The 13,912-nt window shown below is 41.3% G+C and carries 13 protein-coding genes; 1 reads left to right on the plus strand and 12 read right to left on the minus strand.

The window, feature by feature from the left end:
* Positions 1–148 precede the first annotated feature (148 nt).
* From rhaD to rhaB, 4 genes are all read right to left on the minus strand, one after another.
* Complete coding sequence (rhaD, locus tag JJN12_RS07070; RefSeq protein ID WP_208430351.1) at positions 149–970, minus strand: rhamnulose-1-phosphate aldolase; 822 nt, start codon at positions 968–970, stop codon at positions 149–151.
* A gap of 98 nt (positions 971–1,068) precedes the next feature.
* Positions 1,069–2,490 carry an arabinose isomerase gene (locus tag JJN12_RS07075; protein ID WP_208429013.1) on the minus strand — a complete coding sequence of 474 codons (1,422 nt, stop codon included), beginning with the start codon at positions 2,488–2,490 and terminating at the stop codon, positions 1,069–1,071.
* Between the two features lie 273 nt (positions 2,491–2,763).
* Positions 2,764–4,080, minus strand: a complete 1,317-nt coding sequence (locus tag JJN12_RS07080) for an IS1380 family transposase (RefSeq protein ID WP_208429014.1) — start codon at positions 4,078–4,080, stop codon at positions 2,764–2,766.
* Between the two features lie 206 nt (positions 4,081–4,286).
* Positions 4,287–5,687 carry a rhamnulokinase gene (gene rhaB / locus JJN12_RS07085; protein ID WP_208429015.1) on the minus strand — a complete coding sequence of 467 codons (1,401 nt, stop codon included), beginning with the start codon at positions 5,685–5,687 and terminating at the stop codon, positions 4,287–4,289.
* Between the two features lie 286 nt (positions 5,688–5,973).
* Here rhaB and JJN12_RS07090 point away from each other — a divergent pair, with 286 nt between their 5' ends.
* On the plus strand, positions 5,974–6,945 hold the full coding sequence (locus JJN12_RS07090) for an AraC family transcriptional regulator (RefSeq protein ID WP_208429016.1): 972 nt from the start codon (positions 5,974–5,976) through the stop codon (positions 6,943–6,945).
* 22 nt (positions 6,946–6,967) lie between these two features.
* Here the strand turns inward: JJN12_RS07090 and JJN12_RS07095 are convergent, their stop codons facing one another.
* The 8 genes from JJN12_RS07095 to accA all read right to left on the minus strand — a co-directional run bounded on the left by JJN12_RS07095 (position 6,968) and on the right by accA (position 13,875).
* A complete protein-coding gene (locus tag JJN12_RS07095) occupies positions 6,968–7,393 on the minus strand; it encodes a MarR family transcriptional regulator (protein WP_208429017.1) in 426 nt (141 codons plus the stop codon).
* A gap of 40 nt (positions 7,394–7,433) precedes the next feature.
* Positions 7,434–7,862, minus strand: a complete 429-nt coding sequence (fabZ, locus tag JJN12_RS07100; RefSeq protein WP_208429018.1) for a 3-hydroxyacyl-ACP dehydratase FabZ — start codon at positions 7,860–7,862, stop codon at positions 7,434–7,436.
* A complete protein-coding gene (gene fabF / locus JJN12_RS07105; protein ID WP_208429019.1) occupies positions 7,863–9,104 on the minus strand; it encodes a beta-ketoacyl-ACP synthase II in 1,242 nt (413 codons plus the stop codon).
* Complete coding sequence (gene fabG / locus JJN12_RS07110) at positions 9,101–9,835, minus strand: 3-oxoacyl-[acyl-carrier-protein] reductase (RefSeq protein WP_208429020.1); 735 nt, start codon at positions 9,833–9,835, stop codon at positions 9,101–9,103. Before fabG ends, fabF begins: the two co-directional genes overlap by 4 nt.
* Before the next feature lie 155 nt (positions 9,836–9,990).
* The gene (fabD, locus tag JJN12_RS07115) at positions 9,991–10,932 is read right to left on the minus strand and encodes an ACP S-malonyltransferase (RefSeq protein ID WP_208429021.1); all 942 of its coding nucleotides are present in this window, start codon (positions 10,930–10,932) and stop codon (positions 9,991–9,993) included.
* 171 nt (positions 10,933–11,103) lie between these two features.
* The gene (locus JJN12_RS07120; RefSeq protein ID WP_208429022.1) at positions 11,104–12,033 is read right to left on the minus strand and encodes a DUF561 domain-containing protein; all 930 of its coding nucleotides are present in this window, start codon (positions 12,031–12,033) and stop codon (positions 11,104–11,106) included.
* 75 nt (positions 12,034–12,108) lie between these two features.
* Positions 12,109–13,065: a beta-ketoacyl-ACP synthase III gene (locus JJN12_RS07125; protein WP_208429023.1), complete on the minus strand. Its 957-nt coding sequence runs from the start codon at positions 13,063–13,065 to the stop codon at positions 12,109–12,111.
* A 12-nt stretch (positions 13,066–13,077) separates the two neighbouring features.
* Positions 13,078–13,875 (minus strand): acetyl-CoA carboxylase carboxyl transferase subunit alpha, encoded by a 798-nt coding sequence (accA, locus tag JJN12_RS07130; RefSeq protein ID WP_208429024.1) that lies wholly within the window; start codon positions 13,873–13,875, stop codon positions 13,078–13,080.
* Positions 13,876–13,912 lie beyond the last annotated feature (37 nt).

Here is a 13,912-nt window from a genome sequence, read left to right on the forward strand (position 1 = left end):
GGCTATTTCTCCTCATGTAGTTTTTCAACTTAAATGCAACATGGTGTTGTACCTACTTTGACGGATACCCCTGTTGCATTTACATTGGAAAATATTGTTGCTTTTTCTATTTTTATAAAGTGTTGCACTTGCCTTGGAAATCTAGCAATTACTTCTCATAAAGAAACTTCTCAGGCAGTGTTACCTTAAAGTCAACTGCCAAATCTCTGAAATTCTGTGGAGTTATGGTCTGAAGCTTATTTGGACTCATTGACAGAGTTTTTACAAGAATCTCAGCTGATTTTTCAGCAGTGTGTGCAAGACCGAAGGTAATATCAAAGTCGGTACCTGCTACAAATATGCCATGATGAGCCCAGATGACTATATCGTAGCTCTTCATCAGCTCAGAAGTCTCTACTCCTATCTCACGTCCGCCGGGAACCATCCAAGGCACCACCCCTACTCCGTCAGGAAATACCACAGGGCACTCTGTAGCCATTTCCCATAGTTCTCTTGTAAACACCTTCTCATCCAGAGGAAGCACAAAGGTAAGGGCAATGATGTTGGTAGTATGCGTGTGATATATTACCCTGTAATCAGGATTCTTAAGGAACTTTACCTCGTGGCTCATAAGATGGCTTGGAAGCTCAGATGTAGGCCTTCCACCATTTACAAGTCCCCATAGGATGCGGTACTTCTCACCCTTTTCATCAAGCTCTATAAGGCAGATAGAGTCTTCGGGTCTATCTGCTACATTTCTAAAGAACTTTCCTGAGCCTGTCACAAGAAAATACTCTCCTGCAAGATGAGGTACCTCAGTTCCTATCTCCCTCCACTCTCTAGGACTAAGCTCTTCCTTTACTTCCTCTACTTCAATAGGTTTAACCCTGTAAGAGAGGTTGCCTCCGTTTCTTTCATGCCAGCCCATATTCCAGCCGTCAGTTGCCATTCTCATAAAGCCTTTTACAAATTCTGCATCTAAAAATCTCATCATTTTCCTCTTTCCATTCACCAATATTTAATTTAATTTTTATATTTCGCCCATCTTTTATAATTATAGATACTTACTCATACTTTTTGCTTATCATTTTATCTGGTTACCACTTCTACCGGTATATCTAATATCTTTGCCACCTTAAGAATGACATCTGTATGCCTTCCTATGGCTGCTGCCATATGATGGGTAGGACCCGCCTCACTCCAACGATTTACAAACTCTCTTGCACCACAGCTAAACCTGGTTCTCATGTTGGTATCTCCAAAGGTAAAGATGTCTCCCTCTTCATTCACTCCCTCTGCTACTACAAACTTGAACTTACCATCCTTGTCCTGAGTGATGGCAAGGTAGGTTACATCTCCTGCCGGAGGATAGAACTGGGTAAGATAACCGCCGCCCACCTTACCATGAAAGACTTCAACAATCTTCATAGTAGGCTTATGAGCCTTAGATATATCAGCATCTCCCGAGCCTGAATGCCCTATTATACATATATCCTTGTTAAAATCTATCGAGTACATTTCTGAGAGCTGCCCTGTACCTGCTATCGTCTTAAGTATGCTCATAGCCATAGCTACCTTGATATCACCCTCTACTGCGCAGGCAGTTCCCTGCTTGATAAGCATAGAGAATGCAGGAATGAGCATAGAATCAAGTATGCCTGCCTGTCCTGTAGCCTTACCTGCATAATGTGAGGCTACGAGGGCTAAGCTTTCATCCTTTGCCCATCTTTCAAAGGCAACCACATATCTAGCCATTTCCCAGACTTTTTCTACACTTCCTCCACCTTCTATCTCGAAGGTATCGAGGATTTCCTTTGCTTTATTCTCTATTTCTTCCTTGTCTGTGATATCGTCAGCCATACACCACATCTCTTCCCAGTCAAACTGTTTTGTGTAAAGTCCCATTCTGTTGTAGAGGTTGGTTTCATCTATGTACAAATCCATCATACCAGGATATGGACGTCCTATCTGTGCTATGTTGGTCTGTCTAAATCTCCTTCTAACCTGAGCAGCCTTGCACCACTGGCTGATTTCCTTTGCTACCTCCGCGTCTCCACCTTCAGCCACTCCTGTCACCACTGCGTATCTCTTCCCTGCTCTTTCAAGATCTGCAGCTGCTTCACCCACTGCGCCACAGGCATAGAGGGTTCCAAGCCAGGTAGGAATATCAGTCTTTTTGTAGTCAGGTGCCTTCATCTTCTGGATATTGACAACCACCACAGGTACATTCAGGTCTCTAACCACAGGAAGCACGTTGTAAGAGGTGGCATAAGTAAGCATCTGTAAGAATACAATGTCTACATCAGCCGTCCTAAACTTATCTCCTGCCACCATAGCCTCTTCCTTTGTGGTTATAAGTCCACCATCAACAACTTCAACAGTATCAGGCAGGCTCTCCTTGAAGTCCTCATACTGTGATTCAAATTCAGCTCTTAACTCCTTAAACTGCTCCATATAAGCTCCAAGTGCTATGGAAAAAACCCCTGCCTTTGCCTTTGTCTCTACTAACATAGTTTATCTCCTTTTCTATTATTCATAATATTTTATATCAGTGTAGAAAGTATAAATTTCTATACAAACATTCCTGTAAGAGAATTTATTGTCTTTTAACTCTAAAAAAATATAAGCAAGCCTGAATTATTCATGAGCATATAAAATTGCTCGATATTACAAATCCTTGAACCAGTTCCCTTGAAATCAATCGATTTATCCACAAAAATGGGTAGACTATCCCCTTGAAATCCGATTGAGTCATTTTGAACTGTCAAGGTACGTTAATAGTTGCTATTCCAACTGTACAGTCAGCTGCCGGATATTCTTCAGCGTCCTGTAGAACTCCTCTTTATAAGGACAGCTACTGCATAGTTTGAATGTTATATATCTTGCTGAACGGACTGCTCTTGCAGCAATCTTTATCAGCTTTAAACGAATGGTATCCACCTGTTGTTTTCGCATATTTGCAGGGAGTACCAGTCGCCTAAACCAATTGAATAAGTTGTAGGCAAGCATATGAAGTCTCATGCGGTTGGCATTTACTACTTTGGAATGACTGCTGACAGCAGCAAAGTCAAATCCACCTTTGCCCTCTTTTATGAAATTCTCCATCTTGCCACGCCCACAGTAAAACTGGATGACCTGATAAGGTTCCATATCCATGTTTGTAACAATAAAGGTGTACATATGCGTCAGCTGACCGTATGGTTTTTCAATCTTGAAAACCACGCGCCTTGGATAATCCCAGGAGCCGGCCTGATACATAAATTCACCATAAGTTACAGCATAGCTAATCTGGTCCTCTTTGGTTGCTTTGTATAAATCTTCATCTTTATTCGAAGCAAGAGCCATGAGTGAAGAATTCTGTTTTAAGCGGATGGCATAGGAACAGCCATTCATCTCACAGGTTTTATAAAGTTTGGGAGATGAGAATCCACTGTCACCACGAAGGTATGTTTTGATGCCTCTTTCCAGATATTCCTGAAAAAGGGGTTCCATAAATTTATCTGCATCATTGCTGCAGTGGAGTGTTCCATCACGGAGTTCAGCCTTCAGCAGATCCCCGGTCAGACCATCATAGCAGAGCAAAGGATGGTATCCGTGTGCCTGATAATGGAAGTTGAAGCCTTCCCCTTCCTGATTGCCGTAGGTGCCAAATAAAGTACTGTCCAGATCCAGAAGCATATGCTCCGGACACTTTATGGAATAGATGATATCCCTAAAGCTTTTATCAATGTCATCAAACTGCAGGAGTGTATCTTCATCCATACGGTTAAAAAATCTTGATAGTGTTGGCTGTGAAGCCAGACTGTTCTTTTCAAGAATGGCATTGAAAACAGGATCGATGGTCAATTCATCCGCACAGTCATCTTCGAAATATGCAGAGATGATCTGATAAATCATCTGCATCAGGTTTTCATCGTCTTTGTGGAAACGGACTGATGTATCATTGGTTTTAAATTTCTTTTTGATCAGCTTGGTGAAGCCAATCTTGGCAACGAATTCTTTTATCAGGAGAAGTCCTGCATCGGAGGATAAATCGCCTCCGTTAAAATTTATTTTAATCTGTCTATTGCTTTTCAGTGTGATGGTGTTTAAAATATCCATAGAGAGACCCTTTCTGTGGTATTTATTTGGATTCGGCACCTAAATTTTACCACATATTGGGTCTCTTTTTCTATTCACTTATTAGATGAAATGCAATAAGCGGCTTAAATACAGTAACTATGTGGCTTTCAGCCACTTTCACGGCACTGCTGTGAATAATTCAGGGCAAGTATTCATTTCCTAAAAATAAGCAAATTCATACATTTCTACGGTAAATATGTATTTATTTCAAATGAATTCTTTATCATTTTTCTGGCTTCAAACAAGCCAGCTACAGCTCCGTCTGCTATCATTAGGGCTAACAGATTGCCTATAGCAGTAGCCTCAGTAGGACCTGCTTTTACTATATGGCCTGACTTCTTTGCTAAAAGCTCATTTAGATACTCTGCCTTAGAGCCGCCTCCTACTACATATATCTCTCCTTTATATTCTTCTCCCCTTCTTTCCTCTATTTCCCTTAAGGCCCTGATATAGCACTCTGCAAGGCTGTTATATATCACACTTGCGGTCTCTGCTATGCCCTCTGGTACCTTCTGTCCGCTTTCTAAGCAGCTCTTTTTTATTTCCTCTGTCATGCTCTTTGGAGCTAGGAACCTGATATCATTGCAGTCAACTAACGAGGAAATCTCAGCCTTTGAAGCTTTTTCACAAATTTCTCCAAAATCCATATCGGAGGCTATTTCTTTTCTCACACTTTGTATCATCCATAGTCCCATTATGTTTTTCAGATATCTAAATCTTCTGTCATAGCCGCCTTCGTTGGTAAAATTCATCAGCCTGCTCTCATCGGAATTATCAGCCTTTGTTATCTCCGTCCCCATCAAAGACCAAGTCCCTGAGCTTATATAAACTGCCCCTTCTTTCTTAGTAGGAACAGCCATAACCGCGGAAGCAGTATCGTGAGAACCTACCAAAACTACCTTAGCATTAAAGCCTACCCTTTCCTGCACTTCCTTAGTAAGCTCACCCACCAGAGTACCAGGCATATGAAGTCTCCCAAATATCTTCTTTGGAAGCCCAAGCTTATCTATTATCTCTTCATCCCAATCTCCTGTTTCACAGTTAATAAGCTGTGTAGTTGTGGCATTGGTGTATTCTGAAAGATATTTCCCTGTAAGCATATAGTTAAAATACTCCGGTATCATGAGAAGCCTCTCCGCATTCTCAAGAGACTTCAGAGAAGTTTTCTTTACCGCCATAAGCTGGTAAATGGTATTAAATATCTGCTTTTGTATACCTGTCCTCTTGTATAGCTCATTCTCGGGAATAATGCTATATACCTCTTCATCCATTCCCTTTGTACGGCTGTCTCTGTAGCCTACCACGTCTCCTATTCTCTTTCTTTCTTTATCAAGTAGAATGAAGTCCACTCCCCAGGTATCTATGCCAATAGAGGTTGGAATTTTGCCGATTTCTTTACACCTTGCAAGCCCTCTTAAGATGTGGCTAAAAATCTCATCCACATCCCAACACAGCCTACCATCTTTTTCTATAAGGCTATTGGGAAAGCGATACACCTCTTCAGTGATTATTTTCCCATCTTTTAGATAGCCTAATATATGCCTTCCGCCAGACGCCCCAATGTCTATAGCAACCCAATACTTCATTTGTAGCCATCCTTTCTTTGATTAAAGCAAACCTCATTTATTTAATCGCTGTAATAAACCAAGCTTGCAACAGTACTTTGTACTCATTCTATTTTTCAAAAATACTTACTTATTGTATTTTCAACAAGTTTAATGATATAAAATTAGCTTGTGTGAGTACACTATTTGAATTTTTATGGTTTCCACTTGTATATTTATATATTTATCTTATAATATTCTTATCAATATTTTTAGGTCATTTTATGCAAACAATAGGGACCTTATTTGCAGATAAAAGGTGGGTAATATGAGAAAAGAACTTCTAGATAGATTGAAAAAAATTACTCCGGAAGAGGAACAGTACTTAGGCGGAAGAGACCAAGTCCGCACAGAGTTTTATACAGAGGCTATGGGCGGACAGTTCATAGTTGACAGCAGTAAGCTTCTAGATAAGGGGAGGCTTATAGAGCTGCGCCCTCATACCCGCTTTGTACACTTCCCAAAGCATAGTCATAACTATGTAGAACTGGTCTACATGTGCAGTGGAATGACAACTCATATCTTAAATGGAAATGAAACCCTTGTACTAAATGAAGGCGACCTTTTGTTTCTTAATCAAAATGCCACTCAGGAAATCCTTCCAGCGGGAGAAGAAGATATTGCAGTAAACTTTGTTATCTTGCCGGAGTTTTTCAATGTCTCATTTTCAATGATGCAGGAAGAAAATGTGCTTCGTGACTTCCTCCTTTCTACCCTTTCCGGAGGGGATTCCCTCCTTAGCTTCCTTCACTTTTCTGCAAAGGACATCCTGCCAGTGCAAAATCTTCTTGAAAATATGATATGGACGATATATGACAAGCACCCTGCTACAAATACTATAGTTCAAACTACAATGGGGCTTTTGCTTATGAACCTGTCTGCATTTGCAGAAAACATAAATAAGGGGCTTCCTGAAAGATATGATGAAAATATGATATTCAAGGTATTAAAATACATAGAAACAGGGTATAAATACGGAACTCTTGCTGAGATTTCAGCCGAGATAAACGAGCCGGCATACTTTGTAAGCCGTTTATTAAAGAAACATCTAAATAAGAATTTTAAAGAACTCCTTCAAGAAAGAAAGCTCCAGCAGGCTGTCTTCCTGCTGAAGCAAAGTACGCTTACCGTCGAAAAGATAATGGCTGCCGTGGGCTATGATAACAGCAGCTATTTCCATAGAAAATTCCGTGAAAAATACGGGATGTCACCAGGTGAGTATAGGAGGACTATGGTCTAAGTGGGACACTCTGCCAGCCTTCCTACTCCATTATCTCCTCTGACATTACCCTAAGCATCTTCTCCAGTACCTTATTCTCTTCTGTTGTAAAGCGGTCTTCTAGCTTTGACATAACCTCTTTAAGGTACTGGTAGCTAATGTTGTAATAATCAATGTATTTTTTGGTTACTTCAAGGTAATAAATCCTCTTATCCTCATCGGATTGTACCTTGTTAAGATAACCTTTTTTTACAAGATTATTTATCTTATCCGCAGCATTGGCGGAAGAAAGGCTGGTAAAGCTGGCAAATTCGCTAACTGTAGGCTTTCCTAAAGCATGGATTATTTCCATGCAAAATGTTTCTACTGTGGTTAAAGACACTTCCCTGTCTCTCCATTTCTTAAACACTTCTTTATAAAAATGCAGTTTAAACTTTGTATATACCTTATTAAAGGAGTCATATAACATAAATAGCCACCTCCAAGCTTTAATAATCAGTATATCAACTCTATCTCTCTATTGCAAATGTAAGTTCTGCCTCAGCTGCAACCACTCCATCTACAAGGGCCTTAGCTGAACCGATACCTACACTTCCTCTTCTTTTTATTATCTCACAGTGAAGCTCTAGCACATCTCCGGGAACCACCTGTTTTCTAAATCTTGCAGACTTTACACCACCGAAAAACACAAGCTTACCCTTGTTTTCTTCTTCAGAAAGCAGGGCTACAGCCCCTGTTTGGGCAAGAGCCTCAAGTATAAGTACGCCAGGCATTATAGGATTGCCCGGGAAATGACCTAGAAAGTGCATTTCATTGGATGTGACATTTTTAATTCCAACTGCCTTCACTCCAGCTTCAAGCTCTGTTATTTTATCTACCAGTAAAAATGGGTATCTATGTGGAAGTATTTCCATTATTTCGCGTGAATTAAGCTCCATTTAAGCCTCCTCATATTTCTTAAATACAACTGCCGCATTGTGACCTCCAAAGCCAAGAGAGTTTGAAAGTGCTACCTTTATATTCTGGTTTCTACCTTCATTTGGTACTATGTCAAGGTCACATTCCTCGTCCTTTTCCCTGTAGTTTATGGTTGCAGGAACAAAGCCCTCCTTAAGTCCCAGTACTGTGATTATGCCCTCAACTGCCCCCGCAGCTCCAAGCATATGTCCTGTCATAGCCTTGGTTGAGCTTACCATCAGCTTATTTGCATCGCTGCCAAAGGCAAGTCTTATAGCCTTGGTTTCACATTTATCATTTAATGGAGTTGAGGTTCCATGTGCATTTATATAGTCTACATCAGAAGTTTTAAGACCTGCATCATCAAGGGCTGCCTTAAAGCAGGCTGCAGCCACGCTTCCATCCTCTATAGGAGCTGTAATATGGCTGGCATCACAGGTTGAGCCATAGCCTACTACCTCAGCGTATATCTTAGCACCTCTGTCTAGTGCGTGCGAAAGTTCCTCTAAGATAATCACTCCGCCGCCTTCTCCCATAACAAAGCCGTTTCTTTCTTTGTCAAAAGGAATAGACGCCCTTTCCTTCTCAGTAGACTTGCTGAGGGCATTCATAGAGGCAAAGCCGCCTATACCAAGCTCTGTTATGGAAGCCTCACTTCCTCCGCAAAGCATATACTCAGCATAACCGTCCCTTATCTGTCTGAAAGCATCTCCTATGGCATTGGTTGAGCTTGCACAAGCTGTCACAGGAGAGGTACACATTCCGTGAAGACCAAAGGCTATAGCTATCTGCCCTGCCGACATATTAGCTATTATCATAGGGATGAAAAACGGAGAAATCTTTTCATAGTTTCCCTTTTCATGCCCTTTCACCGTTTCTTTTTCTATAGTGTCTATTCCACCGATACCGCTTGAAAATACTACTCCAAACCTAGTCCTGTCCACCTTGTTAAGGTCGATACCGCTGTCAGCCATAGCTTCTTTTGCAGCTACAAGGGCAAACTGAGTTACCCTGTCCATCCTTCTGGCTTCTTTTTTATCTATAAAGTCCTCAGGGTTAAAGTCCTTTACCTCTCCTGCAAGGCTTATCTTCTTATCTGTTATATCATAGTGCGTAATCTTATCGATACCGCATTTCCCAGCCTTTACAGACTCCCACAGGCTGTTTATGTCATTGCCTATAGGAGTAATGGCTCCAAGACCTGTAATTACTACCCTTCTCATATACTCATACCTCCATCCACGCAGATTACCTGACCTGTGATATAATCGCTGTCCTCTCCCGCAAGAAAGGATACAACTGAAGCTATTTCTTCAGGTTTGCCCATTTCCTTAAAAGGAATCCCAGCAATAACTGCCTCCCTGGCCTTGTCTGTCATGGCTCTTGTCATATCGGTTTCTATCATTCCAGGCGCTACTGCGTTGACATTTATTCTCCTTCCTGCAAGCTCCCTTGCAAGAGACTTTGTCATACCGATAACTCCTGCCTTTGTAGCAGAGTAATTGACCTGTCCTGCATTGCCTATAACTCCAACCACGCTGCTTATGTTTACTATCTTACCGGACTTTTGCTTCAGCATAATTTTAGCCGCTTCACGCATCATGTAAAAGCTACCCTTTAGGTTTACATCAAGAACTGTATCCAGGTCTTCATCCTTCATCTTTATGAGTAAACCATCCTTGGTTATTCCTGCATTGTTTACCAGTACATCCACACTTCCAAACTCAGAGCTTACTTCCTCCATCCACTCTTTGCTGGCTGTACTGTCCGCCACATCCACCTTGTAGGACTTAACCTTCACTCCTTCGCTTTCACAGAGCTTCATAGTTTCCTCTGCCAGTTCAGGATGACCGTTATAGCTAAATGCTATGTTAAATCCATCCTTTGCAAGCCTTAGGCAGATAGCTCTTCCTATGCCCTTACTGCCTCCTGTTATAACCGCTGTTTTATTCATAAAATCTCCTATAATTGTTAGCAATATTTTAACCGGATTATACACAAAACTTCCTCTTAATATCATAATCAAGCAATAGGACCCACAATTACGATAGTAAGCAAAAATTTGTTAATCTAAAAAGTTTCATCTAAACTTCTTCCCATCTTTCTACTTTATTGGATAACAAGTCTGTTACCTATAATTTTTTCCAAATCTTCTTTATTCTGAATGGTAATAATATCTGCCTTAGCCCCTATTGCAGCTGCTGTCTTTTTTACAAAGCCTGAAAGCACATTGCCCGGTCCTATTTCTATGAACCTGTCAAAGCCTTCATTTAACATAGCCTTAGCACAGTCTTCAAAGTGTATAGCACTCTGAGCCTGCTTTGCCATTATATCCTTAAGATTGTCACCCTTCACATAGAGTTTCCCTGTGAGATTGAGTGCCAAACTAATCTTAGGCTCGTTAAATATAATTTTTTCAAAATACTCGCTAAGCTTCTCTCCTGCCTCTTTTAGAAGCTTTGTATGAAAGGGTGCTGTTACATTAAGCCTTACACACCTCTTTGCTCCTGCCTCTTTAAGCCCTTCCTCAGCCCTAATCACTGCCTCTTCCTCTCCACAGATTACATACTGTCCGGGACAGTTATAGTTTGTTAGCTCCACAAAACCGTCTACCGCCCTACATATCTCTTCAATCTTTTCTGAGTCTAACCCCAGCACAGCACTCATAACAGTATTCTTACCTTCTGCAGCCTCTTCCATAGCCTTTCCTCTAAAGGCTGTAAGAGGGATGTATTCGTTAAGGTCAATTACTCCCGCCGCATAGAGTGCACCGTACTCTCCAAGGCTGAGACCTAGTGCTCCCTCAGGCCTTATACCATTTTCCTTGAGTACCTCAGTTACCCCTGCTGCAAAGGCCGACATAGCGGGCTGTGTATATCTTGTTTTTGAAAGCTCGCTCTCTTCTCCGTGAAACATAAGCTCTTTTAGGTCAAAATCAAGCTCTATACCATCAATCACCTTCTTAAATGTAGGATAAGCTTCATAGATATCAGCTCCCATTCCTACCTTTTGGCTTCCCTGTCCCGCATATAAAAAACAAACCTTGCCCATATTTCATCCTTTCAAAACTTCTTCCCAAAAACTATTACTCATCTCACCAGCCAAATTAACTTAGCAAGTTTCACATTTTAACTAATTCTAATATCATAGTCTGTTTTTTTAATATCAAACTCTGCTTTGAATGTTTACCTATGTTATAATTATTTAACACCAATAACCATTCTACGCTTGTAGACTCTTAATTACTTCCCTATATTCTTCATCCATTGACTTAAATATATCGCTGATGCTTCTTATTTCCGTAAGTCCTCCTGCAACCTGTCCTGCCATAAGAGAGCCATTGTTTACATCTCCGTCAAATACGGCCTTTCTAAGAGCACCGAGGGTAAAATGCTCAAGCTCCATCTTATCCTTACCCTCTTTCTCAAGCCTTACATACTCTTTTGACATTTCATTTTTAAGGATTCTTACAGGTGTGCCGGCTATCCTACCTGTAACTACACTGTCATTGTCCCTGGCATTTATGATTGCATTCTTGTAGTTCTCATGAATTGGGCACTCTTTAGATACGAGGAGACAGGTTCCAAGCTGTACTCCACTTGCTCCAAGTGCATAAGCCGCCGCAAGCTGTCGTCCGCCCGCTATTCCACCTGCTGCTATAACAGGTATGCTAACTGTATCCACCACTCTTGGCACCAGAGCCATAGTTGTCATCTCTCCTACATGGCCTCCGCTTTCAGTTCCCTCTGCAACTATGGCATCGGCCCCCATATCTTCAAGCCTTTTAGCGAGCATTGGACTTGCTACCACAGGCATTACAAACATCCCCTTAGCCTTCCAGTCCTTGATGTATTTTTTAGGCATACCCGCTCCAGTAGTTACTATATTCACATCTTCTTCAAGGACTATAGCTGCAAGCTCGTCTATCTGAGGGTGCATAAGCATAAGATTTACACCGAATTTCTCTTTGGTAAGCTCCTTACACCTTCTTATATTCTCACGAAGCATAGAAGGGTTCATACCGCCTGAACCTATGAGGCCAAGCCCTCCTGCATTGGATACTGCCGCAGCAAACTCTCCTGTTGCGACATTTGCCATACCACCCTGAATAAAAGGATATTTAATGCCTAAAATTTCATTTATCTTCTTCATAGCTCTTCCTTTCCAAGCTCTGATTTATATTCCACTCTAATATATAGTTTTGCATTGTTCATACCTTAAGTAAGACTATATTTCAAATACTCCGGCACTCCAGGTAAGCCCTGCACCAAAGCCCACCAGCACTATCTTCATACCTCTCTTTATCTCTCCGCTTTCAATCAAGTCATCGAGAGCAAGTCCCACACTTGCCGCAGAGGTATTGGCATAGTCTGCTACATTTTGATAAAACTTATCTTCGTGTCCTTCGTAATTCTTCTTTACAAAATCAATTATTCTAGCATTAGCCTGATGACAGATAACATAGTCTATGTCGCCCATATCAAGTCCTGCTCTATCTAAAACCTCGTCCACACTCTGCTTTATGGCTCTGACTGCAAACTTAAATACAGACTGCCCCTTCATCTTTAGGAAGCTGTCCTTAGAAGCTATGCCACCGCAGATTAAATCTTCGTCATTTCCGTCAGAATAGGAACGGATATAGCTAATACCTTCTCTATCTTCAAGCTTAACGAGAGCAGCTGCCGCTCCATCACCAAAGAGGACGCAGGTACTTCTGTCCGTAAAGTCAAGGAGCTTTGACATCTTCTCACTTCCTATGACTAAGGCATATTTATTATCTATTTCACTTAGCAATGCCTTGGCATTTTGCAAGCCGTAGATAAAGCCACTGCAGGCAGCACTTAAATCATAGGCCATTACATTTCCCTTTAGATTAAGAGCCTTTCCCACCATACAGGCAGTGCTTGGAAATGCATAGTCTGCACTTGTGGTAGCCACTATAATCAGCCCAATTTTGTCTGTGCTAAACTCACTATCCCTTTCAAGTCCTCTTTCTACTGCCAACTTTGCAGCCTCTATAGCAAGGTCAGTACAGCTCTCTTCCTCGCAATAATATCTCTTCTCAATTCCTGTTCTTGTTCTAATCCATTCATCAGAGGTATCTACTATCTTAGATATATCCTCATTTGTAACCTTTCTTTTAGGCAAAGCCTTGCCGGTTGATACAAACGTAAGTACTCCCAAGTTTTACCTCCGTTAAGCCTTTACGGCTCTCTTTTCCTTGTCTATTTCCCTGAACTTCTTATATCTGTTCTTTAAGAGGGTTTCTTCCTTTAGCTTAGTAAGCTCGGTAAGCTCCCTAGATATCATCTCATCCATATTTATAATGAGTTTAGAACCCTCTGTAATAATGCCATCTATGATGCCATAGTTAAGAAGCTCAGTAGCTGTAAGCTTCATAAGTGTGGCTGCTTCGTCTGCCTTCTTGCTGTCCTTCCACAGTATTGAGGCAAAGCCTTCAGGAGATAGTATGGAATAGACTGCATTTTCAAGCATAAATACCCTGTCTGCAACAGCGATTCCAAGCGCTCCTCCACTGCTGCCTTCTCCTGTTATAACGGCAATTATAGGAACTTTAAGGCTGCTCATAAGGGCGAGATTTTCGGCTATTGCATTGGCCTGACCGTTTGCCTCAGCCATAAGTCCCGGATAGGCTCCAGGTGTGTCTACTATGGTAATTACAGGTCTATTAAACTTCTCCGCCTGTTTCATAAGCCTGGCAGCCTTTCTGTAGCCCTCTGGGGAAGCCATACCAAAGTTGCAGTCTATGTTTTCTTCTGTAGAACTACCTTTTTTATGTCCTATAACCGTTACAGGAAGGCCATGGTAAAATGCTATGCCTCCAAGGATAGCACTGTCCTCACCTGTAATCCCATCTCCTTTAAGCTCTACAAAGTCATCAAACAAAGCATCAATATAGTCAGTTATCTTGAGCCTGTCCTTATCCCTGGCTAACATAACCTTTTCATAAGGAGTTTTTATCTTATCTTCCATGTCAACATTCTCTCCGTAAGAATCTGATTGTATCAAA

This window comes from Catonella massiliensis, assembly GCF_016651435.1.
GTDB classification, from domain to species: Bacteria; Bacillota; Clostridia; order Lachnospirales; family Lachnospiraceae; genus Catonella; species Catonella massiliensis.

What these genes read in the sequence shown, in the direction of transcription:
- JJN12_RS07090 (WP_208429016.1), top strand. Translation starts at nt 5,974, where the DNA reads ATGAGAAAAGAACTTCTAGATAGATTGAAAAAAATTACTCCGGAAGAG.
- JJN12_RS07075 (WP_208429013.1), bottom strand. Translation starts at nt 2,490, where the DNA reads ATGTTAGTAGAGACAAAGGCAAAGGCAGGGGTTTTTTCCATAGCACTT.
- rhaD (WP_208430351.1), bottom strand. Translation starts at nt 970, where the DNA reads ATGAGATTTTTAGATGCAGAATTTGTAAAAGGCTTTATGAGAATGGCA.
- accA (WP_208429024.1), bottom strand. Translation starts at nt 13,875, where the DNA reads ATGGAAGATAAGATAAAAACTCCTTATGAAAAGGTTATGTTAGCCAGG.
- fabF (WP_208429019.1), bottom strand. Translation starts at nt 9,104, where the DNA reads ATGAGAAGGGTAGTAATTACAGGTCTTGGAGCCATTACTCCTATAGGC.
- rhaB (WP_208429015.1), bottom strand. Translation starts at nt 5,687, where the DNA reads ATGAAGTATTGGGTTGCTATAGACATTGGGGCGTCTGGCGGAAGGCAT.
- JJN12_RS07120 (WP_208429022.1), bottom strand. Translation starts at nt 12,033, where the DNA reads ATGAAGAAGATAAATGAAATTTTAGGCATTAAATATCCTTTTATTCAG.
- JJN12_RS07080 (WP_208429014.1), bottom strand. Translation starts at nt 4,080, where the DNA reads ATGGATATTTTAAACACCATCACACTGAAAAGCAATAGACAGATTAAA.
- fabG (WP_208429020.1), bottom strand. Translation starts at nt 9,835, where the DNA reads ATGAATAAAACAGCGGTTATAACAGGAGGCAGTAAGGGCATAGGAAGA.
- fabD (WP_208429021.1), bottom strand. Translation starts at nt 10,932, where the DNA reads ATGGGCAAGGTTTGTTTTTTATATGCGGGACAGGGAAGCCAAAAGGTA.
- JJN12_RS07095 (WP_208429017.1), bottom strand. Translation starts at nt 7,393, where the DNA reads ATGTTATATGACTCCTTTAATAAGGTATATACAAAGTTTAAACTGCAT.
- fabZ (WP_208429018.1), bottom strand. Translation starts at nt 7,862, where the DNA reads ATGGAGCTTAATTCACGCGAAATAATGGAAATACTTCCACATAGATAC.